The 25574-nt window shown below is 67.3% G+C and carries 24 protein-coding genes; 6 read left to right on the plus strand and 18 right to left on the minus strand.

The annotated features are described in order from the left end of the window. Positions 1-10: 10 nt before the first annotated feature. Positions 11-727: a DnaJ domain-containing protein gene (locus tag PV781_RS03470; protein WP_274774240.1), complete on the minus strand. Its 717-nt coding sequence runs from the start codon at positions 725-727 to the stop codon at positions 11-13. A gap of 170 nt (positions 728-897) precedes the next feature. Next, the gene (locus tag PV781_RS03475) at positions 898-1602 is read right to left on the minus strand and encodes a VWA domain-containing protein (protein ID WP_274774241.1); all 705 of its coding nucleotides are present in this window, start codon (positions 1600-1602) and stop codon (positions 898-900) included. Between the two features lie 277 nt (positions 1603-1879). Here PV781_RS03475 and panC point away from each other — a divergent pair, with 277 nt between their 5' ends. Continuing rightward, positions 1880-2725 carry a pantoate--beta-alanine ligase gene (gene panC / locus PV781_RS03480; RefSeq protein WP_274774242.1) on the plus strand — a complete coding sequence of 282 codons (846 nt, stop codon included), beginning with the start codon at positions 1880-1882 and terminating at the stop codon, positions 2723-2725. Between the two features lie 51 nt (positions 2726-2776). On the opposite strand, the gene PV781_RS03485 is transcribed toward panC, so the two are convergent. From PV781_RS03485 to PV781_RS03505, 5 genes are all read right to left on the minus strand, one after another. Next, positions 2777-2971 (minus strand): hypothetical protein, encoded by a 195-nt coding sequence (locus PV781_RS03485; protein WP_274774243.1) that lies wholly within the window; start codon positions 2969-2971, stop codon positions 2777-2779. A gap of 88 nt (positions 2972-3059) precedes the next feature. Further along, the gene (locus PV781_RS03490; RefSeq protein WP_425532360.1) at positions 3060-3827 is read right to left on the minus strand and encodes an amino acid ABC transporter ATP-binding protein; all 768 of its coding nucleotides are present in this window, start codon (positions 3825-3827) and stop codon (positions 3060-3062) included. A 29-nt stretch (positions 3828-3856) separates the two neighbouring features. Beyond that, positions 3857-5254 (minus strand): amino acid ABC transporter permease, encoded by a 1398-nt coding sequence (locus PV781_RS03495; RefSeq protein WP_274774245.1) that lies wholly within the window; start codon positions 5252-5254, stop codon positions 3857-3859. A 10-nt stretch (positions 5255-5264) separates the two neighbouring features. Further along, the gene (locus tag PV781_RS03500) at positions 5265-6554 is read right to left on the minus strand and encodes an amino acid ABC transporter permease (protein WP_274774246.1); all 1290 of its coding nucleotides are present in this window, start codon (positions 6552-6554) and stop codon (positions 5265-5267) included. Positions 6555-6991: 437 nt separating this feature from the next. Further along, positions 6992-8002 carry an amino acid ABC transporter substrate-binding protein gene (locus PV781_RS03505; RefSeq protein WP_274774247.1) on the minus strand — a complete coding sequence of 337 codons (1011 nt, stop codon included), beginning with the start codon at positions 8000-8002 and terminating at the stop codon, positions 6992-6994. Positions 8003-8186: 184 nt separating this feature from the next. Here PV781_RS03505 and metC point away from each other — a divergent pair, with 184 nt between their 5' ends. Then, positions 8187-9365 (plus strand): cystathionine beta-lyase, encoded by a 1179-nt coding sequence (gene metC, locus PV781_RS03510; protein ID WP_274774248.1) that lies wholly within the window; start codon positions 8187-8189, stop codon positions 9363-9365. Positions 9366-9451: 86 nt separating this feature from the next. Here metC and PV781_RS03515 read toward each other — a convergent pair whose 3' ends face one another. The 10 genes from PV781_RS03515 to PV781_RS03560 all read right to left on the minus strand — a co-directional run bounded on the left by PV781_RS03515 (position 9452) and on the right by PV781_RS03560 (position 21888). Continuing rightward, positions 9452-9802, minus strand: coding sequence for a lipid-A-disaccharide synthase N-terminal domain-containing protein (locus PV781_RS03515; RefSeq protein WP_274774249.1), 351 nt, complete (start codon positions 9800-9802; stop codon positions 9452-9454). After that, on the minus strand, positions 9792-10550 hold the full coding sequence (locus PV781_RS03520) for a glycosyltransferase family 2 protein (RefSeq protein ID WP_274774250.1): 759 nt from the start codon (positions 10548-10550) through the stop codon (positions 9792-9794). The genes PV781_RS03515 and PV781_RS03520 overlap by 11 nt, the downstream gene beginning before the upstream one ends. Next, positions 10547-11428, minus strand: coding sequence for a phosphatase PAP2 family protein (locus PV781_RS03525; protein WP_274774251.1), 882 nt, complete (start codon positions 11426-11428; stop codon positions 10547-10549). Before PV781_RS03525 ends, PV781_RS03520 begins: the two co-directional genes overlap by 4 nt. Further along, complete coding sequence (locus PV781_RS03530) at positions 11425-13185, minus strand: ArnT family glycosyltransferase (protein ID WP_274774252.1); 1761 nt, start codon at positions 13183-13185, stop codon at positions 11425-11427. The genes PV781_RS03525 and PV781_RS03530 overlap by 4 nt, the downstream gene beginning before the upstream one ends. A 240-nt stretch (positions 13186-13425) precedes the next feature. Further along, the gene (hemP, locus tag PV781_RS03535; protein ID WP_274774253.1) at positions 13426-13614 is read right to left on the minus strand and encodes a hemin uptake protein HemP; all 189 of its coding nucleotides are present in this window, start codon (positions 13612-13614) and stop codon (positions 13426-13428) included. 393 nt (positions 13615-14007) lie between these two features. Continuing rightward, entirely contained in the window at positions 14008-17130 is a 3123-nt protein-coding gene (locus PV781_RS03540; RefSeq protein WP_274774254.1) for an efflux RND transporter permease subunit, read from the minus strand. 3 nt (positions 17131-17133) lie between these two features. Further along, positions 17134-18264, minus strand: coding sequence for an efflux RND transporter periplasmic adaptor subunit (locus PV781_RS03545; protein WP_274774668.1), 1131 nt, complete (start codon positions 18262-18264; stop codon positions 17134-17136). Positions 18265-18454: 190 nt separating this feature from the next. Then, positions 18455-19672, minus strand: a complete 1218-nt coding sequence (locus PV781_RS03550; protein WP_274774255.1) for an aminotransferase — start codon at positions 19670-19672, stop codon at positions 18455-18457. 96 nt (positions 19673-19768) lie between these two features. Continuing rightward, positions 19769-20068 carry a hypothetical protein gene (locus PV781_RS03555; protein WP_274774256.1) on the minus strand — a complete coding sequence of 100 codons (300 nt, stop codon included), beginning with the start codon at positions 20066-20068 and terminating at the stop codon, positions 19769-19771. Between the two features lie 35 nt (positions 20069-20103). After that, positions 20104-21888 carry a potassium/proton antiporter gene (locus PV781_RS03560; protein WP_274774257.1) on the minus strand — a complete coding sequence of 595 codons (1785 nt, stop codon included), beginning with the start codon at positions 21886-21888 and terminating at the stop codon, positions 20104-20106. 146 nt (positions 21889-22034) lie between these two features. Between PV781_RS03560 and PV781_RS03565 the strand changes: the two genes are divergently transcribed. Beyond that, positions 22035-22304: a hypothetical protein gene (locus tag PV781_RS03565; RefSeq protein ID WP_274774258.1), complete on the plus strand. Its 270-nt coding sequence runs from the start codon at positions 22035-22037 to the stop codon at positions 22302-22304. Between the two features lie 11 nt (positions 22305-22315). Here PV781_RS03565 and PV781_RS03570 read toward each other — a convergent pair whose 3' ends face one another. Next, positions 22316-22522, minus strand: coding sequence for a hypothetical protein (locus PV781_RS03570; RefSeq protein ID WP_274774259.1), 207 nt, complete (start codon positions 22520-22522; stop codon positions 22316-22318). 181 nt (positions 22523-22703) lie between these two features. Between PV781_RS03570 and PV781_RS03575 the strand changes: the two genes are divergently transcribed. The 3 genes from PV781_RS03575 (at position 22704) to rfbG (ending at position 25517) form a co-directional block, all read left to right on the plus strand. Beyond that, positions 22704-23201 (plus strand): CYTH domain-containing protein, encoded by a 498-nt coding sequence (locus tag PV781_RS03575; RefSeq protein WP_274774260.1) that lies wholly within the window; start codon positions 22704-22706, stop codon positions 23199-23201. 472 nt (positions 23202-23673) lie between these two features. Beyond that, positions 23674-24447: a glucose-1-phosphate cytidylyltransferase gene (gene rfbF, locus PV781_RS03580; RefSeq protein ID WP_274774261.1), complete on the plus strand. Its 774-nt coding sequence runs from the start codon at positions 23674-23676 to the stop codon at positions 24445-24447. Next, positions 24408-25517 carry a CDP-glucose 4,6-dehydratase gene (gene rfbG / locus PV781_RS03585; RefSeq protein ID WP_274774262.1) on the plus strand — a complete coding sequence of 370 codons (1110 nt, stop codon included), beginning with the start codon at positions 24408-24410 and terminating at the stop codon, positions 25515-25517. Before rfbF ends, rfbG begins: the two co-directional genes overlap by 40 nt. The last annotated feature ends 57 nt before the right edge of the window (positions 25518-25574 follow it).

Consider the following 25574-nt stretch of genomic DNA (forward strand, 5'->3'; position numbering starts at 1 on the left):
TCGCGCGGGTTCAGCGATGCTTACGCAAAATGACATCCTTTGCCTGATTGACGCGAGCCGCAAGATAACCGGAGCCGCCCTGGTCGGGATGGAGCCGCTTCATCAGCGTCCGGTGCGCATTTCGCACCGTGGCCTCATCCGCTCCCGGCTGAAGACCAAGGACCTCGTAGGCTTCTTCCTCGGTCATCGGGCCCCCGTCCGCCCGGCCCGGGTCGGCGCCACCCCCCCGACCCGCATTGCCCTGTCTGTCTTCACGCCAGGCGGGCGCCCGGCGGTCGAGATAAGCTTCGAGTAGCGCCAGGGACTGCGCGTCCACCTGCGCCCGCATCGCCAGGAGATCGGGCACCGCAAGGGCATCGAGCGTTGCGCCGGCATGGGCACCAGCGAGGATCTGGCCGCTCATGGCGCCGCTGTCATGGTCCAGCGCCATCTCGAACCAGGCCGATCGCACCTTGGAGACCCGCGGCGCGCGCGGGCCGCCGAACCAGGAGCCAAACAGGCCCAAAAGCCCGCCGCCGGTACGTCCCAGCAGGGCAAGGCCGATGGCGGCGAGCGGAATGGCGGCGCCGAACCGCCCCGTCACCAGCATCCCCGCCGCAGCGACGAAGGACAGCGTCGCTCCGAGCTTCATCAGGTTCAAGGACAGGGCCTTGGGATTGGCCTTGGTCCACAGATGCGCCGCATAGAGCAGCACGGCGAGCAGGATCGCGCCGGCGATCAGAGCCACGGGGTCCGCCTTTCCTGGAGCCGGCGCTGTCTGGCGCGAAACACATCCGCCCGTGCGCCGCCTCAATGACTTGACGGGAGCCGCGCCGACACCAGCGGCGTCGAAGGTCTCCCGGAAAACAGCCTTATATCAGCCCTACCGCGGGCGCGAACCTCGCCCGCCGGTCACACTCACGGGCGCAGCGCCGCCAGCAGCAGCCGGGCGCCGTGCTCGCGGCTCGCCTGCAAGGCTGGCCGGCCGCCGGCCGCATAGGCGGCCACCGCCCGCAGCAAAGCGCGCAATTCCTCGCCCGCGCCCGGCTCGAAGCGGCACCAGGCCCCGCCGGTGAGGCGCGCGATCTCGCGGAAGGCGGCTTCCACCCGCCGGTCGTGGCCTTCCTGGAAGACAAACAGCTTCAGACCGAGCACGCCCAGGCGCCCGGCCTTCTGGCACAGGGCGTCCACATCCTCCTCCATGGCGTCGCCCACGAACACCGCCGCCTTGAGGCCCGAGCGCTCCACCTCCCCTTCCAGATGGGTGAGCACGCGCCCGATCTGCGTCTGCCCGCCCTGGCAGGTGATGGTGCCCATCAATCGCCCCAGCGTGCGGGGATCTTCCACCCAGCCGGAGGCCTTGCACTCGCTGGCGCCGCGATAATAGAGGAGCTTCACGTCAAGCCCGCCCAGGTCCGCCGCCGCCGAGAACAGCTCGGCCTGGAGCCCGCAGGCCAGGTCCCAGGTGGGCTGGCGGGAGAAGGTGGCATCCAGCGCGAAAGCGAGGCGTCCGCGCCCCGCCGCGCGGGGCGCGGTGTGGGTGGCGGCCTTCAGGAACGCGGCCACGTCGTCCGCCGAAGAGGTGCCGGCGGCCGGCAGGCCCTTATTGTCCTTCCCCCTCACGACAGACCCCTCCCGGGCGGCAGGGACAGGATGCAGGTGGGTGAAGGGTGCAAAAGAGGGGTGCGCACGAGCATGGCATGAACATAAGCATGCCGAACGCCGGCACCAAGGCCACCCCCGCACGGAACCGCTTCCCTCACGCCGCGACGCGCACTAGGTTCCGCCCCCGAACGGCCGACCCAGCGCCCCGCCGTGCGGCGCGCTCCGGGCCCGGCCCGCAGAGCAAGATGCGGCGCGCGGCCTTCTGGCCCGTCAGCGGCGCGATGGGGAGGGATGAATGGCGGATAAGCCTCAGGTGGCCGAGACGGTGGCGGCACTGCGCGCGCAGGTGAAAGCATGGCGCGCCGCCGGCGAGAGCGTGGCTCTGGTGCCCACCATGGGCGCGCTGCATTCGGGTCACATGGGCCTGGTGAAGCTTGCCCGAAGCAAGGCGAAGCGGGTGGTGGTCTCCATCTTCGTCAATCCCACCCAGTTTGCCCCCAACGAGGATTTCTCCCGTTATCCCCGCACGTTCGAGGCGGACCTGGAGAAGCTGTCGGAGGTCGAGGCCGACCTTGTCTACGCCCCCTCCCCCGCCGACATGTATCCCGAGGGCTTTTCCACCTCGATCGTGATGGCCGGCCCCGCCCAGGGCCTGGAAAGCGACTTCCGCCCGCATTTCTTCTCGGGCGTCGCCATTGTGGTGTCCAAGCTGTTCCTGCAATGCCTGCCGGACTATGCGGTGTTCGGTGAGAAGGACTACCAGCAGCTGAAAGTGGTCACCCGCATGGCGCGGGACCTGGACCTGCAGCTGGAGATCGTCCCCGCCCCCACCGCGCGCGAGGAAGACGGCCTGGCTCTGTCGTCCCGCAATCGCTACCTGAGCCCGCAGGAGCGGGCCACGGCGCCGGTCATTCACCGCGCGCTTACCGCGGCCGCCGCCGCCATCCGCGCCGGGAGGGCGCCTGATTCGGCAGCAGACACGGCGCGGACTGAGATATCCGCAGCCGGCCTCAAGGTGGATTATGTGGAGGCGCGCCATGCCGAGACGCTGGCGCCGGTCTCCGCAGCGGGAGAGCCCATCCGCCTCCTCGCGGCGGCCTGGCTCGGTACCACCCGCCTCATTGACAATATGGGCGTCTGACACCGCCTGACCGCCTCCGTCGGCGGCCGCTGGCATCCGGCATTCCGGCGGTTAAACCGCCAGAATGAAACTGGCCACGAAGCCGGCCACCACGAACAGCAAGCCGACCACCAGGATGGTCATGACCCGGCCCGACGTCACGCCCTGCCGGGCCTTGGGCGCCGGTTTGATGGGCTCACCCTGCGGCCCGATCCCGTCCGGGGAATGAAAGGCGCGATCTTCGCGCCGCTCCTTCACATCTTCCATGGCGTTCTCCTTTCGCAAGGACAACGCTGGCGGGGCCATCTCGTTTCATGCGCCAAACGAAAGGCCCCGCCTGGGCCGGGCCGCGCCCTCAGTGCAGGATCTGGCTGAGGAAGAGCTTGGTGCGCTCGTGCTGCGGGTTCGAGAAGAAGGCGTTGGGCTCGTTCATCTCGATGATCTGCCCGGCATCCATGAAGATGACCCGGTCCGCCACCTGGCGGGCAAAGCCCATCTCATGGGTGACGCACAGCATGGTCATGCCCTCTTCCGCGAGAGAGACCATGGTGTCGAGCACCTCCTTCACCATTTCCGGATCGAGCGCCGAGGTGGGCTCGTCGAACAGCATGATGCGCGGGCGCATGCACAGGGCGCGGGCGATGGCCACGCGCTGCTGCTGGCCCCCAGAGAGCTGGCCGGGATATTTGTGCGCCTGGTTGGGGATCTTCACCTTGGTGAGGAAGTGCATGGCCACCTCCTCCGCCTCCCTCTTGGGCATCTTGCGCACCCACATGGGGGCAAGCGTGCAGTTTTCCAGAATGGTGAGGTGGGGGAAGAGGTTGAAGTGCTGGAACACCATGCCCACCTCGCGGCGCACCTCGTCGATGCGCTTGAGGTCGTTGGTGAGCTCGATGCCATCCACCACGATGCGGCCCTTCTGGTGCTCCTCCAGGCGGTTGATGCAGCGGATCATGGTGGACTTGCCGGAGCCGGACGGGCCGCAAATGACAAGGCGCTCCTTGCGCTTCACGGCGAGATTGATCTCCCGCAGCACATGGAAGTCGCCATACCACTTGTTGACGTTGACCAGCTCCACCGCAAGCTGCTCGGTCTCGGCGGCGGGGGAGAGCGTGGAGGACATGGATTGCGCCTGGGACATGGTCAAACCCCTCAATGGCGGCGGCCGCGGTCGAGACGCTTTTCCAGCATCATCGAGTAGCGGGACATGCCGTAGCAGAAGACGAAATAGATGATCCCGGCGAAGCCGAAGCCCGTGAAGACGGTGGTGGGGGTGGCCCAGTTGGGATCGGTAAAGGCCGCGCGCAGCACGCCCAGGAGGTCGAAGATGGACACGATCAGCACCAGCGTCGTGTCCTTGAACAGGCCGATGAAGTTGTTGACGATGCCCGGGATCACCAGCTTGAGCGCCTGGGGCAGCACCACGAGGCGCATCATCCAGGAGGGCCGCAGGCCGAGCGCCATGGCGCCCTCATACTGCCCCTTGGGGATCGCCTGCAGGCCGCCGCGCACCACCTCTGCCATATAGGCCGAGGCGAAGAGCGTGACGCCCACAAGCACCCGCAGCAGGCCGTCGATGGTGAAGCGGCCGGGCAGGAACAAGGGCAGCATGTAGGTGGCGAAGAACAGCACCGTGATGAGCGGCACGCCACGCCAGAACTCGATGAAGATGATGGAGGAGTACTTCACCAGCGGCAGCTCCGACCGCCGCCCCAGCGCCAGCAGGATGCCCAGCGGGAGGGAGGCGACGATGCCGGTGACCGCGATCACCAGCGTCACCATCAGGCCGCCCCAGCGCCGCGTCTCCACCTCCTGGAGGCCGAAATCCGCGTCCATCACCAGAAGGACGAGGCCCAGCACCGCGAACACCTTCAGGACGGCCTTGGCGGCATCGGGGCGAGCGGTTCCAAAGAAGGGCGACACCGCCGCCCAGAGGGCGGCGACCAGCCCCGCCACCACCGCGAACTGGACCCAGAAGGACAGCCACAAGCCCCCCGCCGTGGCGGTGAGGCCGAAATCCAGGCCGAAGCTGCCCAGCACGAAATTGCGCATGGTGACGTTGCCGCCGGTGAGCAGCACGAAGGCCACCAGCGGATAGATGCCGAAGAAGGCCAGCGCGTTCAGGCGCTTGTAGGGCGCCTTGGGCACCAGCAGCGGCACCAGCAGCACCACCGCGAGCCCATAGACGATGTTGACCCGCCAGCGCTCCGTCTCCGGATAGAAGCCGTAGAGGATCTGGTTCCACTTGGCCCAGATGAAGGGCCAGCAGGCCCCCACGTCCCGGCCCACCGTCTGGGGCAGGCAGGCTTCGCGGTTGGTGCCGGTCCACACGGCGTCGAAGATGAAGAAGCGCAGCACCGGCGGCACGACGGCGAGCACCAGGAGCGCGCCGAACAGCGTCAGCAGCACCTGCGAGACCGAGCCGAACAGATGGGCCCGCGCCCAGCCCCAGGCACCACGCGTTGACGGCGGGGCGGGCTCGGGGGCGATGAGTTCGCCGGGGGCCACATAGACGCGGGCGTGGGGGGCGTGAATGTCCGTGGAAGTCATGGCCGCCCCCTCACCGCTCGACCAGCGCGACGCGCTTGTTGAACCAGCCCATCAAAGCCGAGGTGATGATGGAGATGATGAGATAGACCGCCATGGTGATGGCGATGATCTCGATCGCCTGGCCGGTCTGGTTGAGCGTGGTGCCCGCGAAGATGGCGAACAGGTCCGGGTAGCCCACCGCCACGCCGAGCGTGGAGTTCTTGGTCAGGTTGAGATACTGGCTGGTGAGCGGCGGCACGATCACCCGCATGGCCTGCGGGATGATGACGAGGCGCAGCGTGGGGCCGGAGCGCAGGCCCAGCGAATGGGCCGCTTCCGTCTGGCCCTTGGACACGGCCAGGATGCCGGCGCGCACGATCTCGGCGATGAAGCCGGCCGTATAGATGGACAGGGCTAGCACCAGGGCGACGAATTCGGGAATGACCCGGATGCCGCCCACGAAATTGAACCCCTTGAGCTCAGGATATTCAAAGCTCACCGGCGAGCCGAGCGCGAGGCTTGTCACCAGGGCCGGCAGGATGAGCACGGCAAGCCCGACCCAGAAGGTGGGGAATTGCTGGCCGGTGGCCTCCCGCCGCTTGCTCGCCCAGCGGGCGATGAGGAAGACGGCGACCACCGACACGGCGAGCACGGCCAGCACAATGTTGAAGTCCGCCTCGAACAGAGGCCGCGGCACGATGAGGCCGCGATTGGACAGGAAGATGCCCGGCGCCGCCATGTCGCCGGCCAGGCTCTTGAACCAGCCGCCGAGGCCCGCAAGGCCGATGGCGTTGGACCAGTCGCCCAGCACGCCCAGCAGCGGCTGGGAGCCGAAGCGCCAGCTCTGGCGCGGGCCGGGCATGGTGGAGAGCACCGCCAGGTACCAGAACAGGATCTGGAACAGAGGCGGCAGGTTGCGTGTGATCTCCACATAGGCGGAGGCCAGCGCCTTGATGACCACGTTGTGGGACAGGCGGGCAACGCCCATGAAGAAGCCGATGATGGTGGCCAGGATGATGCCGATCACCGCCACCAGGAGCGTGTTGAGCAGGCCCACCAGGAAGGCGCGGCCATAGCTCATGGATTCCGAATAGGGAATGAGCGTCTGGGTGATGCCGAAGCCGGCCGAATTCTCCAGGAAGCCGAAGCCGGAGGCGATGCCCTGGCGGGCCAGATTGGCCTGCGCATTGGCGAAGAACGACCATGCCATCCAGATCAGGAGGAGCGCGAGGCTCACCTGGATGACGGCGGACCTGAGCGCTGGGTCGGTCCACGACCAGCGCCGCGCCGGACCTTCGTCCGACCTGCGAACATCTGCCATTTAGCCCCTCGGTCCCGAAATACGCCCCACCGCTGCGCCTCTTGCGGGCGCCTTGCCGGGTTCGGATTCGTCTGATGTCTGTGCTGTCGTGCGGCCCGCCGCCGGCGCCAGAGCCGGGATGGATCCGTCTCTCTTCCGGACGATGGAGGACGATTGGCCGACCGAATGGACCCTTCTGGAAGGTCATGCGGTCAGATCGCGCTCCCGCGCCCCTGAGCCTGAACTGCGCTGGGGTCACGCACCCCGCGTCCGTCGTCGTCGTCGTCGGCCCCGCTCCCCAGGTCCAGGCGCGCCGCGTGACGATGGGCGCCATGTCCTGAGGACGAAGCCTTGAAGCCCCCCCGGGGACCGCCCCCGGTCGGCCAGAGCCGGCCCTCGCCGAGGCTGTCCCTCAGCGGGGAATGACCCGGCGCGCAGACGCGCGCCGGGTCGCAGTGTCAGCGGACCGGCATGCCGTACTGGAGGCCGCCATTGTTCCACAGGTTGTTGAGGCCGCGATTGATGCCGAGCGGCGTCGAGGGGCCGAGATTGCGGTCGAAGATCTCGCCGTAATTGCCCACGTGCTTGACGATGCGCAGCGCCCAGTCGGTGGTGAGGCCGAGAGCCTCGCCATACTTGCCGTCCGAACCCAAAAGACGCTTGATCTCGGGGTTGGGCGAGTTGACCATCTGGTCGGCATTCTTGGAGTTCACGCCCAGCTCTTCGGCATTGAGGAGCGCGAAATAGGTCCACTTGATAAGGTCGAACCACTGGTCATCCGCATGGCGCACCAGCGGGCCGAGGGGCTCCTTGGAGATGACCTGCGGCAGCACCAGATGGTCGCCGGCATTGGTGAGCTTCAGGCGCACCGAATAGACCTGGCTCTGGTCCGAGGTGAAGGCGTCGCAGCGGCCCGAATCATAGGCCTTGACCGTCTCGTCGATGGTCGCGAAGGCGATCAGCTCGTACTTCATGTTGTGGGAGCGGAAATAGTCGCCCACATTCAGTTCGTTGGTGGTGCCCGTCTGCACGCAGATGGAGGCGCCGTTGAGCTCGTCCACCGACTTCACGCCCAGCGACTTGCGGACCATGAAGCCCTGGCCGTCATAATACATGACGCCAGCGAAGTTGAAGCCGAGCGTGGTATCGCGCGACATGGTCCAGGTGGTGTTGCGCGACAGCACGTCGATGGCACCGGACTGGAGCGCGGTGAAGCGGTCCTTCGCCGAGAGCGGCGAGAACTTCACCTTGGTGGGGTCGTTGAAGATGGCTGCCGCCACAGCGCGGCAGAAATCCACGTCGATGCCGGTCCAATTGCCCTTGTCGTCGGGATTGGAGAAGCCGGGCAAACCCTGGGTCACGCCGCAATTGAGCGCGCCGCGCGCCTTCACGTCGTCGAGGGTGCCAGCTTGGCTCGCGCCGACGCCGAGCGCTAGAAATCCAGCCGCAGCAAGCAGGATGCGTTTCACGGAAGGTCCCTTCTCTCTTTGCACCTGAGCTTCGTGCCGGTTCGAGGGGCCGTCCCCCGGAGGGGATCGACGCCATCGTCCGGGACGTCGTAAGGACATGTATCTCATTCTCTCGCGCCCAGGTGGTCAATAGGCTGCCCAGCGTTTAGACAGCACAATCGTGTGGCACCCCCCGGAGACCCGGATGAAGCCTTCAGATCTGCCCAATGCAAAATTCGCGCCGGACACCGAGGTGGTGCGCCTCGGCCGGGACCCCCTGCGCTTCGACGGCTTCGTCAATCCGCCGGTGGTGCGCGGCTCCACCGTGCTCTCGCCCACCTATGCCGACCTCGTTGCCCATAATGGGCGCTACACCTATGGCCGGCGCGGCAATCCCACGGGCGAGGCGCTGGAAACGGCGCTCAGCGCGCTGGACGGCGCCGACGGCACCGTGCTGACGCCCTCCGGCCTGTCCGCCATTTCGACGGCCCTGCTCAGCGTCCTGGGGGCCGGCGATCACCTGCTGATGGTGGACACCGCCTATCTGCCCACCCGCACCATCTGCAATGGCGTGCTCAAGCGCATGGGCGTCGAGGTGACCTATTACGATCCCCTGGTGGGGGCGGGCATTGCCGGCCTCATCCGGGAGAACACCCGCGCCATCTTCCTCGAATCGCCCGGCTCCCAGTCCTTCGAGATGCAGGATGTGCCCGCCATCGTGGCGGTGGCACAGGCGCACGGCATCACGACCCTCATCGACAACACCTGGGCGACGCAGCTTTATTTCAAGCCGCTGGCGCTGGGCGTCGACATCACCATCCAGGCCGGCACCAAATATATTGGCGGCCATGCGGACGTGAATCTCGGCACCATCGCCGCCCGCGGCGCAGCCTGGCGCAAGGTGAAGCAGACCCATGGGGATCTCGGCCTCTGCGTGAGCCCGGACGATGCGGCCCTCGCCTCCCGCGGGCTGCGGACCATGGCGGTGCGGCTGGAGCGGCATTGGGCCTCGGGCCTGAAGGTGGCACGCTGGCTGAAAGAGCAGCCGCAGGTGGCGCGCGTGCTCCATCCCGCTTTGGAGGACGATCCCGGCCATGCCATCTGGAAGCGGGATTTTTCCGGCGCGTCCGGCCTGTTCAGCCTGATCCTGAAGCCGGTGGCGGAGGAGAAGGTGGCGGCCTTCTTCGATTCCCTGGCTCTGTTCGGCATGGGCTATTCGTGGGGCGGCTATGAGAGCCTCGCCATCCCCTTCGACTGCTCCAGCTACCGCACCGCCACCACCTGGGCCCCCGGCGGCCCGGCGGTGCGCCTGCATATCGGCCTTGAGGACCCTGCCGACCTGATGGCCGACCTCGCCCAGGGCCTGGAGCACCTCAACGGGTGAGACCGGACGGGGCCCTCAGGCCCCGTTTCCCCGTCCCCGTCCCTGACCGGCGCCGCGCGGGCGCGCCCGGCACGCGAGAGCGGCGCTCACTGGCCCTTGGTCTGGGGGAGCGCCGCCTTGTTCGCCTTGCGCTCGCGCAGGGCGAACTGGAGGTTGCGGATATAGATGAAGGTGGACAGCGCCTGGCCCGCGATGAAGACCGGGTCCCGCCGATAGAGCGCATAGATCAGCAGCAAGGTCCCGCCGCCCAGCGAGAAGGTCCAGAAGGCGAACGGCACCACGGAGCGCCCGGCCCGCTCGGAGGCCACCCATTGCACCACGAAGCGCATGGTGAACAGAATCTGGGCGACGAAACCGAGAATGACCCACCAGTCGAGCTGGGTGACGAACACGTCGTGGAGATAGTCTCCAACGGCGTTGGCGAGCTCAACGAGCATCCGGATAGACCCTCACTACCTTGGGCACGCGACGCCGGCGTGTGAGCCACCACACCCCCAGGAGATCCACGATCCCCACCCACAGGCGGTTCCAGAAGCCATATTTGGACTGCCCGTGCCAACGCGCCCGGTCCACCACCGGGAAGGTCAGAACGTCGAGGCCCTCCCGGCGCACAAGGGCCGGCGTGAAACGATGAAGGGCATCGAAGAAGGGCAGACGCAGATAGACGTCGCGATACACCACTTTCAGGCCGCACCCTGTATCGCGGGTGCCGTCCCGCAGCAAGGCGCTGCGCACCGCATTGGCCAGGCGCGACTGAAAGCGCTTGAAGGCCGTGTCTTTTCGGCCAACGCGCTCGCCCTGCACCATCCCCGCGCCGGCGCCGCCCTTTTCCAGCGTCTCGATCATCTGCGGGAAATAGGCCGGGTTGTTCTGGCCGTCGCCGTCCAGCAGGAGCAGGATATCCCCCCGCGCCGCCCACACGCCGGTATCGACGCCCGCCGACTTCCCGCAGGCCTTCTCGTGGGTGATGATGAGCATGTTGGGCCGGGTCTGGGCGCAGGTGAGCAGCACCTTGTCGGTGCCATCCACCGAGCCGTCATCCACAAACACCAGCTCGAACGTGCCGGCAGGGAGTGCGGCCTCGATCTCCGCGATCAGCGGCGCCACATTGTCCACCTCGTCGCGCACGGCGATGACGACCGAGTAGCGGGGAGCGGCCGGAGCCAGCGCAGTCTGAACGTTCAAGGTCTCGCCTCTTCAAGAGCCGATCGTTGGGAATGGGACCCGCGCGCCACGAGCCGCGCGAGGCGGCGGGCGGAGGGGCCCGGCATGGGATGCACCGCCCCGTCGGGGGCGACGGAGAAGACCAGGCGCCGGGCGGCGAAGGCCTTCACCATGAAGCAGGAGAACAGGATGGCCAGCGCTCCGCCCGCCAGCACGTCGCTGGGATAGTGGGAGCCCAGCACCACGCGGGAGAAGGCCACCAGCACGGCCACTGCGAACAGCGCCGTGCGCGCCCGGGGATAGAGCGCGGCAAAGGCACAGGCGGTGGCGAACACCACCGTGCTGTGGCCCGAAGGGAAGCTGGAAAAGCTCGCCTGCAGCGCGAACCAGTCGAAGGTGAGCACGGGATGGGGGCCGGGCAGGTGCAGCGCCATATAGGGGCGCGCCCGGCCGAGCACATATTTCAGCACCAGGACGAACAGGCCGACACCGGCCACGCAGGTGAAGACGAAGCCGATCCGCGCCGCCAGGGCGGCGGCCACCCGGCGGTTCATGTCCTTCAGCTCAGGCATGGCGCCCAGCACCACGAGCCACGCGATGCCCACCGGCCACAACACGACGCTGCCGAGCCCGAGATCCGTGATGCGTTCGAACACCCGCACGAGACCGTGGGGCAGTTGCAGTCGCAGGCCCGGGATCAACGGATCCAGCAGGATCATGGAGGCGGCGATCAGGCTCGCCACCAGGACGAAGATGGATGCGGTCTCCACCGCGCCGCCGGACATGACGCGCGGTGCGGGGCCCCGCACGCGGCGCGCCCGACCATAGGCGATGGCGCCGCCGAGGCCCGCAACAGCCTGGCGCAGGAACAGCCCGGCCCGCTGGAGGCGCGCCTTCACCGCGCGCTCCTTCCATCCGTCGTCACGGGCCGGAAGACGTAGATGGTGACCTTGCGCCCGCCATTATAGGCAAAGCCCTCCACCGTCCCGGCGGTCTCATAGCGCAGGCCGATGCGCTCGGCCCGGTCGGTGAAGAGCGGGCGCATATTGGCGCCGATGAAGGCCAGCGAGCAGGGCTTGGACTTCAAAAGGTCCGCGGCGTCCACCGGATTGGTGAAGCGTGTGTCTGTGCCCACCAGGAAGGCCAGGCTCGGCTCCTGGTAGGGCACGGTGGCGATGTCGGACGCGGGGCAGCCGCTGGCGCGGGCATATTCGGCCAGGCGCTCGGAGATCCAGACGCCGCGCATGTGCGGCATGAGGATCTGGTACACCGATGCATAGAGCAGCAGCGCGCCGCCCGCCGCGAGCACGAAGCTCGCCTGCGCGCCCCGGCGCTGAATGCCCCCGGCCGCGATGGCCAGAAGGAAGATGGAGCCGGCCAGAAGCGGCAGCGCCACCAGCCAATAGACGAGCTTGCCGCCGATCCACACATAGGCCCCGAGCGAGCCGACAATCAGCACACCGGCCAGGATGGGCCACAGGGCGGCCGTGCCGGCAAGGCGCCGATGGACCGCATCGAGCGCACCCTTTTCCAGCGCCAGCGCCGCCAGAAGGGCAAGCGCCGGATAGAGCGGCAGCACATAATGAGGGAGCTTGGTGGCGGTGATTTCCAGGACGATCCAGGCCGGCACGATCCAGGCCAGCAGCAGGCGCACCGCCGGCTCACGCCGGTTGCGCCACGCGAACGGCACCGCCATGGCCACCAGCACCACCGCCGGCCAGAAGGTGCCCCACACCGCCAGCAGATAGGTGCCCGGCGGACCCCAATGGCCCTCCGCCCCATCCGCCACCTTGCCCAGCATGTCGACGCCCACCGCATGCTCATAAAAGGCGCCGTTGGTGACGATATAGATGGCCACGAACCAGGGCAGGCAGAGCAGCAGGCACCAGGCGAGGCCCGGCAGGGGCTTCAGCGGCCGCATGAAGCCAAGCGAACGGTCGGCGATGGCCAGCGCCAGGATGGGCAGGCCCACGAACAGGGGGGCCATGGGCCCCTTGATGAGGATGCCGGCGGCAAGCCCGGTCCAGAAAATGGCCGGCAGGCGCCAGCCGCCCCAGCCCGCATCGGGGCGCTCGCGCCCGCCGAGATAGGCTTTCGTCAACGCGCCGAGGGAGGCCAGGATGGTGAAGAGCAGCACCGCATCGGTCTTGGCGAGCCGCGCCTCCACGCCCAGGAGGACGCAGGTGGCCATCATGCCGGCCGCCAGGAAGGCGCCGCGCCGGGAGAGGAAGCTCAGGCCCGCCCAATAGGTCAGCAGCACCGCGCCGATGGCGCCGGCGAGCGAGGGCAGCCGGTAATAGGCGATGGTGGTGCGGGCGGACGGGCCGACCACGGCCTCGGCGGTGGAGACCGCCGCCGCCTGGAGCCAGTAGATGCCCACCGGCTTCTTGTGGCGCGCCTGCTCCTTGAAGCGGATGTCCACATAATTGCCGGTTTCCAGCATCTGCTTGGTGGCCTGGGCGAAGCGCGCTTCGTCCCGGTCGATGGGCGAGATGGAGAAGAAGCCGGGCAGGAAGGCCAAGAGGCAAAGGAGCACGAGCACGCCCACCGCGCGCCCATGAGACGCGCAGACGCGGTCGAGACCGTGTGCGATACGGTCCGAAGCAGAAGGGCTGGCGGCCATGCGGTGTCCGCCGGCGGGCTCGGAAAGGGCCATGCGCGAGGTCAGGTCCGGGTCGTTTCGGGCGCGGGACAATAGCAGAAACGCCCAAGCCGGAAAGTGCACCCCTCCGGCCGGCCGCAGCCTGCCCCAATCTGGGCGCACACATGGCCGAGCAGGTGGGCGGAAGCAAGGCACAATCTGCCCCACCCGGCCGAGGGACCGTTATCGAAGATCACCCTGCACAGCTTCGCGCCACGGCGCGCCCCTCCCCCGCCCTCGGCGGGGGCACGCCCGTCACTTGGTGAGGATGAGCTTGCCCTGGGAGGTCAGGCGCAGCTGGTAGACCTGCTCGCCATGGGAAATGGTGACCACGCGGGAGGCCGCGAAGAGGTCCCGGCTGTCCATCTGCTCTCCCACCAGCGGAACGGCGCGGGCCTTGCCCTGCGGCGTCCAGGCGGGAGCTTGATGTTCATGCTTGCTCATTTGAACAGCTCCAATATGCAATGATCTGCAAATCGAACTTCGTCAGGCTATTCGTGCACTTTAGAAGAATTCAATATTAGGCTTCTTCCTGCACATCCCCTTCTAATACGCTGGGATATGAAAATCAACGAAGCGTCACACCGATGCCTGTGCTGGCCGGCACAGGCCCGATTCTGTGTTCGCATCGTGGCTGAAGGCCCGTCCGCCCCCTGTCGCCGGATCGGCGCGGACAGAATCGGGACGCCGGCCGCGCCAGGCGGGCGCGTGGTCGGGGCATATGGCGGGCTGTGAGAATAGGCGGAACGTGCGGCCGCACAACGGCTCTTGTCGTAAGGGAATGCCCGGCAGATCAGAGCGGGCCGCGCTGCAACGGCGCGGCTCCGGCCTTTGCGCCTATTCAGCGGGGTGAGGGCTGCCGCTGGCCGGGGTCTCGTCGCTCTCCCCGCTCACCGCCCGCGTCACGCGGCGGTCGATCTTGTCGAGATAGAGATAGACCACGGGCGTGATGTAGAGGGTGAGGAGCTGGGACACCAGGAGCCCGCCCACCACCGCCACGCCCAGGGGCTGGCGCAGCTCGGAGCCGGCGCCCGCCCCCACCGCGATGGGCAGCACGCCGAAAATGGCGGCGAGCGTGGTCATCATGATCGGCCGGAAGCGCAGGAGCGCCGCCTCGCGGATCGCCTCAAGCGCATCCGCCCCTTCGCGCCGTCGTTCCAGCGCGAAGTCGATCATCATGATGGCGTTCTTCTTCACGATGCCCACCAGCATGACGATGCCGATGATGGCGATCACCGACAATTCCATGCCGAACGCCATCAGCGTCAGGATCGCCCCGATGCCGGCGGAGGGGAGGCCCGACAGGATGGTGATGGGGTGGATGAAGCTCTCATACAGGATGCCGAGCACGATATAGATCACCACCACCGCCGCCAGGATCAGCAGCGGCTGGTTGGAGAGCGAATCCTGGAACACCTGCGCGGTGCCCTGGAAGCCGGTGATGATGGTGGCCGGCAAGGCCGCCTCCCGCTCCACCTCGCGGATGGCCTCCACCGCCTGGCCGAGCGAGACGCCCGGCGGCAGGTTGAACGAAATGGTGACGGAGGGTTGCTGCTGCTGGTGGGCAATCTGCAGCGGACCCACGGTGCGGCGGATGTCGGCCACTGTCTCCAGCGGCACGACCGAGCCCGACGAGGTGCGCAGATAGACGCGGCTGAGGTCGCTGGCATCCTGCTGGAAGCGCGGCTGCACCTCGGCGATGATCGCGTACTGGTTGGTGGAGGTGTAGAGGGTGGCCACCTGCCGCGTGCCGAACTGGGTGTAAAGGGCGTTGCGCAATTGGTCCTCGGTGATGCCGAGGGCGGCCGCCTTGTCCTTGTCCAGGTCGATGGTGAGCTGGGGATTGGAGATCTGGAGGTCGGAGGTCACGTCGCGCAGCTGCGGCAGGGCGGCCAGGCGCTCCTCCATCTGGGCGGCGCGGGCATAGAGCAGATCCGTGTCGGAGCTCTGGAGCGTGTACTGGTACTGGCTCTTGGAGGCGACGCCGCCGATATTGATGTTCTGCACCGGCTGGAAGAACACCTTCACCCCCGGGACCGCCGCCACCCGGCGGCGCAGGTCCTGGATGATCTGGAAGGCGCTCTTCTCGCGCTCCGCCCGCGGCTTCAGCGCGATGAACATGCGGCCCGAATTGGTGGTGCGGCTGATGCCAGTCGCGCCCGCCGTGGAGATCAGGTAGGCCACATTGGGGTCGCCGCGCACCGCGTCCGCCACGCGCTTCTGGCGCTCCACCATGGCATCGAAGGAGGAATCGGTCGCCGCTTCCACCGTGCCGGTGATGAAGCCGGTGTCCTCGGTAGGGAAGAAGCCCTTGGGAATGGCGATGTAGAGATAGACCGACAGGCCGATGGTGGCGAAGGTCACCAGCAGCATGGGAAAGCGATGGCGCAGCACGAAGTCGAGGCTGCGGCGATAGCCGGCGAGCCAGGCATCAAACATGGCCTCGCTCCAGCGGAAGAGGAGCGGCGGCTTCTTGTGGTGGTCCACGGGCTTCAGCACGCGCGCGCACAGCATGGGCGTCAAGGTGAGCGAGACGAAGCCCGATACCAGGATGGCGATGGAGATGGTGACCGCGAACTCGCGGAACACGCGCCCCACCACGCCGCCCATGAACAGCACCGGGATGAACACCGCCACCAGGGACAGCGTCATGGAGATGATGGTGAAGCCGATCTCCCGCGAGCCCAGGATGGCCGCCTGGAACGGGCGCATGCCGTTCTCGATGTGGCGATAGATGTTCTCCAGCACCACGATGGCATCGTCCACCACGAAGCCGACGCACAAAGTGAGCGCCAGCAGCGTCATGTTGTTGATGGAGAAGTTCAGCAGCCACATGGCGCCGAAGGTGGCGACGATGGAGATGGGCAGCGCCAGCGAGGGAATGATGGTGGCGCGCACGTTGCGCAGGAACAGGAAGATGACGAGCACCACCAGCACGATGGCCTCGAACAGCGTCTTCTGCACGTCGTGGACCGCGTCGCGGATGGAGACCGACCGGTCGTTCAGCACCGCGATATTCACCGAGGCGGGCACCTGGGCGCGGTAGCCGTCGAGATGCGCGCGCACCTCGTCCACCACCGCCACCGTGTTGGCATCGGGCTGGCGCACCACGGCGAGCACGATGGCGCGCTCGTCATTGAACCAGGAGGCGACGCGCTCATTCTCCACGCCATTGGTGACGCGGGCGATCTCGTCGAGCCGCACGGGCGCGCCATTTCGCCAGGCCACCACCAGCCGGCGATAGACGTTGGCGTCGGCCTTGGGCATGCCCATGTCGATGGTCAGGCTCTGGCGCGGCCCGGCCAATTGGCCGATGGGCGTGTTGGAGGCGGCGGCCTCCAGCGCGGTCTTGATGTCGGAGGCGGAGATGTTGCGCGCCCCGGCGGCGGCGGGATCGACGCGCACGCGCACCGCATATTTCTGCGTGCCGTAGATCTGCACCTGCGCCACGCCGGGCAATTGGGAGATCTGCTGGCCGATGATGGTGTCGGCATATTCGTTGACGGTGGAAAGCGGCAGCGTATCGGAGGACACCGCCAGGAGGATCACCGGCGCGTCGGCCGGATTGACCTTACGGAAGCTGGGCGGGGTCGTCATTTCCGCCGGCAATTGCCGCTGGGCCACCGAGAGGGCGGACTGCACGTCCAGCGCCGCGTCATCGATGTTGCGCGACAGGTCGAACTGCACCGTGATGGAGGTGGAGCCCTGGGTGCTGGAGGAGGTGAGCGAGGTGATGCCCGAAATGGTGGAAAGCTGGCGCTCAATGGGCGTTGCCACCGCCGAGGCCATGGTCTCGGGACTGGCGCCGGGCAAGCTGGCGGTGATGGAGATGGTGGGAAAATCCACCCGCGGCAGGGCGGCCACCGGCAGGAGGCGGTAGGCGAACATGCCGGCCACGATCAGCGACACCATCAACAAGGTGGTGAGGACCGGCCGGCGGATGCACAGTTCGGAGAACATGCCTCAACTCCCGGCGGTCACCGCCCCTTTGGCGCTTTTCACTTCCACCTTCGAGCCGTTGCGCAGCGCAAGCTGGCCCTCGGTGACCACCACTTCCCCGCCCTTCAGGCCGCTGGTCACGACCGCCTGCCCGTCCACGGTGCGCGAGATCTTCACCGGCACCACGGACGCGGTGTTGTTCTCCACCACGAACACGAAGGTGCCGTTCTGACCGACCTGTACCGCCTCGGAGGGGATGGCCACCATGTTGGGTTCCATGCGCAGCGTCACGGTGACATCGCCCAACGTTCCCGGCCACAGCCGCTCGTCCGCGTTGGGAAAGAGCGCACGCACCATCAAGGTGCCGGTCTGGGGGTCGATGGTGTTGTCGAGGGCAACCACCTTGCCGCCGGTGACGCGCTCCTCGCTGCCTTGCAGGCGGAACTGGACCTCGGACTGACCCATGGTGGCCCTCAGCTCGCCCAAATACCGCTCCGGCACGCCGAAAGCCACGTAGATGGGCTTGATCTGGCGCACGGTGGCGAGCGTGTCGTCCACCCGGATGACGGCCCCGGGCCGCACGCCGGCCACGCCGACGCGGCCGGTCACGGGAGCCTTGATCTCGTAATAGGAGCGCTGGACTTTCAGAGACTGCAGATTGGCCTCGTCCTGCTGCACGGTGGCCTTCTGCACATCGGCGGTGGTCTTGGCGTCTTCCACCTGGACCTGGGAGACCGCATTGCGGGCGAGCAGGCCGGAATAGCGCTCCACGTCGCGCTGGGCCTTCTCCAACTGCGCCTTGTCGCGGGACAAGGTGGCCTCCGCCTGGAGGATCTGGGCATCGATGTCCCGGGAATCCAGCACGAACAGGACGTCGCCCTCTTGCACCGCCGCGCCGTCCTCGAATTTCACCGCATCGACCCGGCTGGCGACCCGCGTGCGGATGGTCACGGAGATCATGGGCTCCACCGTGCCCAAGGCCTCCACCCGCAGCGGCATGGCCTTGTTCAGGGCGGTGGACACGAGCACCGGCACGCCGCGCGCCTGTGCGGTCGGCGCGGCGGGGGCGGCCTTTTTCCAGGGCAGGTACTTGTCCGGCACGAGGCCCTGGGACCACGCCCAGCCCCCGCCCGCCAGCACGGCCATGACGAGCACAGCCAAGAGGGGCCGCAGGCCCCGTGATGCCTTCCCCGCCGACATAAATCCTCGCGTCACCACTGTCCGGGATCGCATGGGACAGGATCTCTGCCCCAAGCTGAAACGAACGTTACACGCAGCTGATGTGACTGGCGATCACGTTGTCGCGGGATAATGCGTTGATTTTTTGTCCCCTAACGGCAGGATACTACCGGTAATTGCGCAAGGCGCCGCTCAACCGCTCCAGCGCGCCGTCCAGGGTTGCATCCCGCTTGGCGAAGCAGAAGCGCACCACGGACCGCACGGCGTCCTCGGCATAGAAGGCCGAGACCGGGATGGCCGCCACCCCATGGGTCTTCACGAGATCAAGGCAAAAGGCCTCGTCGTCCAGATTGGGATCGAGGGCGGCCAGGTCCACCGAGAGGAAATAGGTGCCCGCGCTCGGCAGCACGTCGAAGCCGAGGGCGGAAAGCCCCCCTGCCAGCCGGTCGCGCGCCCGCTGCAGTTCGGCCCGCATGCCCTCGAAATAGGCCTCATCCTTGCCAAGCCCATAGGCCACCGCGCTCTGCAGGTTGGGCGGGGTGGTGAAGGTGAGGAACTGGTGCGCCTTGGCCAGCACTTTCATGATGGGCGGGGCGGCGCAGACCATGCCCACCTTCCATCCGGTCATGCCGAAGATCTTGCCGGCCGAGCCGATCTTCACCGTGCGCTCCCGCATGCCCGGCAGGGCCATCAGGGGCCGGTGGCGGCGGCCGTCGAACACGATGTGCTCCCACACCTCGTCGCACACGGCAAAGGCATCGAAGCGCACGCAGAAATCCGCCAGAAGCTGCATCTCGGCGTCCGAATGGACGACGCCGGTGGGGTTCTGGGGATTGTTGAACAGGACGAGCTTGGTGCGGGGCGAGAAGACCTTTTCCAGCTTCTCCGCCGTGATGCGCCAGGAGGGCGGCTCCAGGCGCACCAGCCGCGCCACGCCGCCGGCCCGCTGCACCAGCGGCAGATAGGCGTCATAGAGCGGCTGGAACAGCACCACCTCGTCGCCCGGCTCGATCAGGGCGAAGAGGGCGCCGGCCAAGGCCTCGGTGGCGCCCGAGGTGATCATCACCTCGCTGTCGGGGTCCAGGCTCAGGCCCTGCCAATGCCGGTAATGGTCCGCCACCGCCCGGCGCAACTCGGGCAGGCCCATCATGGGGGGATACTGGTTCCACCCGTCCACCACCGCCTCGGCCGCCTTGGCCCGCACGTCCGCCGGCCCCGGATCGTCCGGGAAGCCCTGGCCGAGATTGATGGCCTCGTGGGTGCGGGCAAGGCCGGACATCACCTCGAAAATGGTGGTCGGCAGGCCGCTATAGACGGGATTGAAGCTTCGCGCCGGCGCAAGCGCCGGAGAAAGGGAGGCGGAAGAAAGGAGGGTATCGGTCATTGCACTCGGGCTCGTGTCGCCCTCCTCATAGAACCTCGGCCGCGCCAATTGAAGGGCCGGCGGGGAACACATCCCGCGCCGGAGGCCGAGCGCGCCTCAGGCGGACCGGACCTCGGGGCCCGCCAGCGGGGCGAGGGCGGGGATCAGCTCCTCCTCGGTCACGGTGGCCAGCGGCTTCATCAGCTTGGCCGCCTCGGTGCGGCGTCCGGGGCGCATCACCAGGATCACGGTCTCCGCGCCGCCGCAGGCCGGGTCCCCGCACGCGATCTCGGTGACCGAGACGGTGGCCTCCTCTTCCAGTTCGAGGATCTCACGGATGCGGTCAGCGAGCTTGCGGGCCGCATCCCGCGCCCCCTCCCCGCCGCCACCGCGCCCACGCATGAAGAAACGCGCCATCTTCCCCTCCATTCGCCCCCCGCGCCTGCCGCCGATCACACCGGCCCGCGGACCACGGGACGGCGCAGGCGCAGCCGCTCCGCCAGCCGCCGGAACCCAAAGGGCGGCACCTCGCCATCCAATTGCTCGAAATGCAGGGCCGCCTGGCTGACCCGCCCGCCCTCCACCGAGCGCACCTCGAGCACCGCATGGCCGAGCGCAATGCGCATGCCGCGCGCCGGGCGATCATCCGCCCGATCGGCGAAGGCCTCGGCGATGGTCATCCCCCGCTCGGCCTCGCTCACCGGCAGCCCGTAGAGATCGGCCACGTCCCCCATATGCACATCGCCGGCGAAGGGGAAGGCGGTGTCATCCGCCCACACCATTTCCTCCTCGACGAAGAACCGGTCCAACTGGTGCACCCGCCGGGGCGGGGCCAGTACATAGACATAGTCGCCCGACACGAGCGCCCCCGCCTCCTCCGCGCTTAGGATGCGCTTCTCGCGCACCACCAGCACCAGCCGGGCCCAGTCCGGCAGCAGGGCCGAACTGATGGCCAGCGTCTTGGCGGTGACGGGATAGCCCACCAGTTCGTGCTCGGTCTGCCCGGGCAGGTCGATCTCGAAGCGCTGCGGGTCGCGCATGGGCTCGGCCAGCGCCACGTTCAGCCGCCGGGCGGCCAGGACCAGGGTGGAGCCATGCAGGATCAGCGAAGCGAGGACGACGATGAAGGCGGTGTTGAAATAGATCTGAGCCGCCGGCAAATGGGCGAGCATGGGAATTGTGGCCAGGAAGATGGAGACCGCGCCCCGCAACCCCGCCCAGGAGATGAAGGCCTTTTCCTTCATGGAGAAACCGAACGGCGCCAGGCACGCGAACACCGCCGCGGGACGGCCCACCAGGAACAGGAAGGCGGCGATGGCAAGGCCCGGCAGCACCGCTTCCGCCAGCTTGTGGGGCGTCACCAACAGGCCGAGCATGGTGAACATGACGATCTGGCACAGCCAGCTCACCGTGTCGTGGAACGAGATGATGCCCGCAAGGCCCCGCACCGGCCGGTTGCCCAGGACGAGGCCCGCCAGATAGACCGCCAGGAAGCCCGAGCCATGCAGCATGGCGGTGGTGGCAAAGAGCAGCACGGCGGATGACACCACCATCACCGGCTGGAGCGCGCCCGGCAATTCCACCCGGTTGAGGAAGACCGAGAGCAGGTAGCCGCCCGCCACGCCCACCGCCGTGCCGATGGCCAGCTCGCGCACCACCCCCACGGCCATGGTCCAGCCGGGATCGCCGGCGCCGGACGCGATCAGTTCCACCAGGATGACCGTCATGACCACGGCCGCGGGATCGTTGGTGGCCGATTCCACCTCAATGACCGCGCCCACGCGCCGGCCGAGCTTCAGCCCCTGCGCGCGCACGAGGAACAGGACGGCGGCGGCATCGGTGGAGGCGACGATGGCCCCCACGAGCAGCGCCTGGAGGGGCGAGAGGCTGAACAGCCAGGCTGCGGGGAAGGCGACCAGGGCAGCGGTCAGCAGCACGCCTACCGTGGACAGGAGAAAGGCGGGGATCACCGCGCCGCGCATACTGGAGGCGCGCATGCGCAGGCCGCCATCGAACAGGATCACCGCGAGCGAGGCCGAGCCCACCATATAGGTGGCCCAGTAATCGGAAAATTGGATGCCGCCCGGACCATCCTCCCCCGCCACCACGCCCACGAGCAGGAAGACCAGCAGGATGGGCGCACCGAAACGGGCCGCCACCAGGCTGGAGACCGTGCCGGCCACCACCAGGGCGGCGCAGACGAGCAGGATCAGGTTGGTCAGGAAAACCGCATCCATAAGCCGCTTCGTTCCTCCTCAGGCGTGTGACGTGGTCAATTAAACACTGTAGTCGCTCCAGGTGGCCCGGCGTATGGTCGATTTCAGCTCATGCGACCCTCATGCGTTCCGCGGGGGGATGCGGTCGCAGGGCGGAGATATAAGCCATGAAGATGGCACCCTCTGCTTATGCCTATCTGGTGCGGGCGTGCATCCGCACATCGGCTGGCGCCCTGTTTCAGGAGCCGGACACCATTTGCTTCGACCTGGACCTGGCGCTGGAGATTGCGGAGACGGATCGTGCGCATGCGGTCGGCCTCGCCGTCTATGCCATTGATGCCGACGGCATGCCGCTGGCGGAACGCCCGCTGGTCAGCCACGGCATTCACCTGCCTCCCGACCTCGCCGCCGGCTGGGTCTGCCGCGGCCGCGCCTGACGCCCCCACCCTCACATCCGCGACGTGACGAAGGCCACCGCCTCCGCGGGAGAGGCGACGCGCACCAGTTTGACGTCCTTGCTGCCGCACAGGTCGCAGCGCAGCCGCGCGCCGCGCTCGGCAGCGGTCGGCGTATCGGGTGCCGGCAGGTGCACGTCGGCGGGGGCAAGGCCCAGGATGGATTTTCGGCGGCAGCGGGAGCATTCGGCGCAAAGCATGCGCCATCAAGCGGGGCAAAGTTGCGCACAATGAGGCAAGGCCGCGCTGAAGGCTTGAATTGCCGCGCGGAACGGCACGGGGACAACGGCCACCGACCTCAAGCCACGCCCTGCTCCCGCAGTGCAACAAATTTGGAAACATGCTAAGGGTCGCCCATCCGAAACGTCTTGCGGACTTTGCATGCCCTTGGAGATCGAACGGAAGTTCCTGGTCGCGAACGACACATGGCGTGCCAGTGCCGGGGCGGGTCAGATGTTCAAGGAGGGGCTCCTCGCGCGCATGGCCCGCGGCAAGGTCCGAATCCGGCGGAGCGATGCCAAGGCCTGGATCACGGTGAAGGGACCCAAGAGCGGCATCAGCCGGCCGGAATTCGAATATGCCATTCCGGTCGCCGATGCCGACCAGATGCTCGCGGACCTGTGCAACGGGCCGCTCATCGAAAAGACGCGCTATTGCATTCCCCATGACGACGTCATCTGGGAAGTGGACGAGTTTTCCGGGCCGCTGGCCGGTCTCGTGATCGCCGAGGTGGAACTGGAGAGCGATGACCAGCCCTTCCGCCTCCCCTCCTGGATCGGCCGGGAGGTCACCGCCGACCCCGCTTATAGCAGCGCCGCCCTGATCCGGCGCATCACCCTGGCGCTGGGGACAGGCGTGCGGGACGCAGAGGCGAGTTGATCGCCGGGGGGCGATACCCGTCCGCCTCAGTGGAAAAGAATCCGTTCCGATTTGGCGGAATTGGCCGCCCTGGCGGGCCGGCCGCCCCGTCCGCCCGACGGCCGCCGCCTCTCTTGCCCGGAGAACGGTAGGGGTTGGCGACGACACCGGCCAAGATGCGCGCTGCCGCCGCTCCACTGGCTGCTCTGCCCGCAGGAAAGGCGCCGCATTTTCATAGGGTTGATTGCGCAATCCCGATGCGACGGGCGCCCACCTGTTCTGCGGTGGACAGGCCATCCCGTGGCAGGACATGGCAGGAAACGGCCTACGCCTGAGGTCCTGCAAGGACCCCCGCGCCCCGCGCCGCTTCTCCCGCCCGGCGGCGCCAGGACGGGACGCCCTCCAAAACGGTGGGAACGCCGCTTGCTCGAAAGCTCGACCGGCTGCCAGACTTTTCCCGGCGCGCAGGGGCGCGGGTTGGTCGGGGGTTGAGATGAAGGCGGTGATACTGGCCGGCGGTTTCGGAACACGCCTGAGCGAGGAGACGCTCACGCGGCCGAAGCCGATGGTTGAGATCGGCGGCTATCCGATCCTCTGGCACATCATGAAGATCTACTCCCATCACGGGATCAATGACTTTGTCATTTGCCTTGGATACAAAGGCTATATGATCAAAGAATATTTCATAAATTATGCTCAGCACCTTTCGGACCTGACTGTCAATATTCGCAGCGGAACGGTGGATGTCCACCGAAATGATGCCGAACCTTGGTCCATCTCCTTGATCGACACCGGCGAAAGCACCATGACCGGCGGCCGGCTGCGGCGCGCATTGCCTTATGTGAAGGACGACACATTCTGCCTGACCTATGGCGACGGCGTCGCAGATGTGGACATTACCCGCTCCATCGCCTTTCACCGCACCCATGGCGGCCTGGCCACCGTGACCGCCACCTATCCGCCCAAGCGCTTCGGCTATCTGGAGATCATCGGGGGGGATGTGCGCACGTTCCGGGAAAAGCCGGACGGCGAAGGCGGCTTCATCAATGGCGGCTTCTTCGTCCTCAACCGGGACGTGGAGCGCTATCTGGGCAATGACGACGCCACCCCGTGGGAGCGCGAGCCGCTGGAGGGGCTCGCACGGGACGGTCAGCTTCACGCCTACGAGCACACGGGCTTCTGGCAGCCCATGGACACCTTGCGGGACAAGGTGCAACTGGAAGAATTATGGGCCAGCGGCAAGGCCCCCTGGAAGGTGTGGAGCTGATGCTCCCCGCCTTCTGGCGCGGCAAGCGCGTTCTCCTCACCGGCCATACCGGCTTCAAGGGCGCCTGGCTTTCGGCATGGCTCGCCCGGATGGGTGCAGACGTCACCGGCTACGGCCTTGCCCCTTCAAGCTCGCCCAGTCTCTTCAGCCTGGGAAAGGTGGGAACGCGCGTCCGCAGCGTGATCGCCGACATCAATGATCGGCCGCGCCTTGCGCAGGTGATGGCAGAGACCCAGCCGGAGATCGTCCTCCACCTGGCCGCACAGGCTCTGGTGCGGGACTCCTATGAGGACCCGATCTCCACCTTCGCCACCAATGTGACGGGGGTCGTGACCTTGCTCGACGTGGTGCGCCGCACACCGAGCGTTACCTCGGTGGTCATCGTCACCAGCGACAAATGCTACGACAACAAGGAATGGGTGTGGGGCTACAGGGAAGTCGATCGTCTCGGCGGCCGCGATCCCTACAGCGCCAGCAAAGGCTGCGCCGAAATCGCCGCCCAGTCCATGCAGCGCAGCTTCTTCAAGCCTTTCGCACCCGAGGGGCACCCCGCCCGCATCGCCACGGTGCGCGCGGGCAACGTGATCGGCGGCGGCGACTGGTCGGCCAACCGCCTGGTGCCGGACATCGTGCGCGGCTGCCTTGGCCCGGAGGGCGCGGTGCGGCTGCGCAGCCCCCATTCGGTACGACCCTGGCAGCATGTGCTGGAGCCGCTCGGCGCCTACCTGACGATTGCCGAGCGCCTCGCCACGGCACCGGACGGCATTGACGAGGGCTGGAATATCGGTCCCGATCCCGGCGACGACCGGCCCGTGATCGATGTGGCCCAGGCCATGGTCGGCGCGCTCGGCACCGGGCGGATCGTGATCGAGGAAAATCCGTCAGGCCCCCATGAGGCCCGCCTGCTTCGGCTCGACTGCTCGAAGGCCAAGGCAGAGCTCGGCTGGCACCCGCGCCTGCGCTTTGCCGACGCCATCGGCCTGACCGCACAATGGTATGCCGCCTGGCACCAGGGGGCCGATATGGTGGCGGTCACAGATGCACAGATCGATGCTTATGTGGCCTCTTGAACGATCCGACGGAAAGAAGACGCAATGCGGCGTGCCTCTGCTTTCCGACCCAACAAT

Source organism: Aquabacter sediminis, assembly GCF_028863665.1.
Taxonomy (GTDB): domain Bacteria; phylum Pseudomonadota; class Alphaproteobacteria; order Rhizobiales; family Xanthobacteraceae; genus L1I39.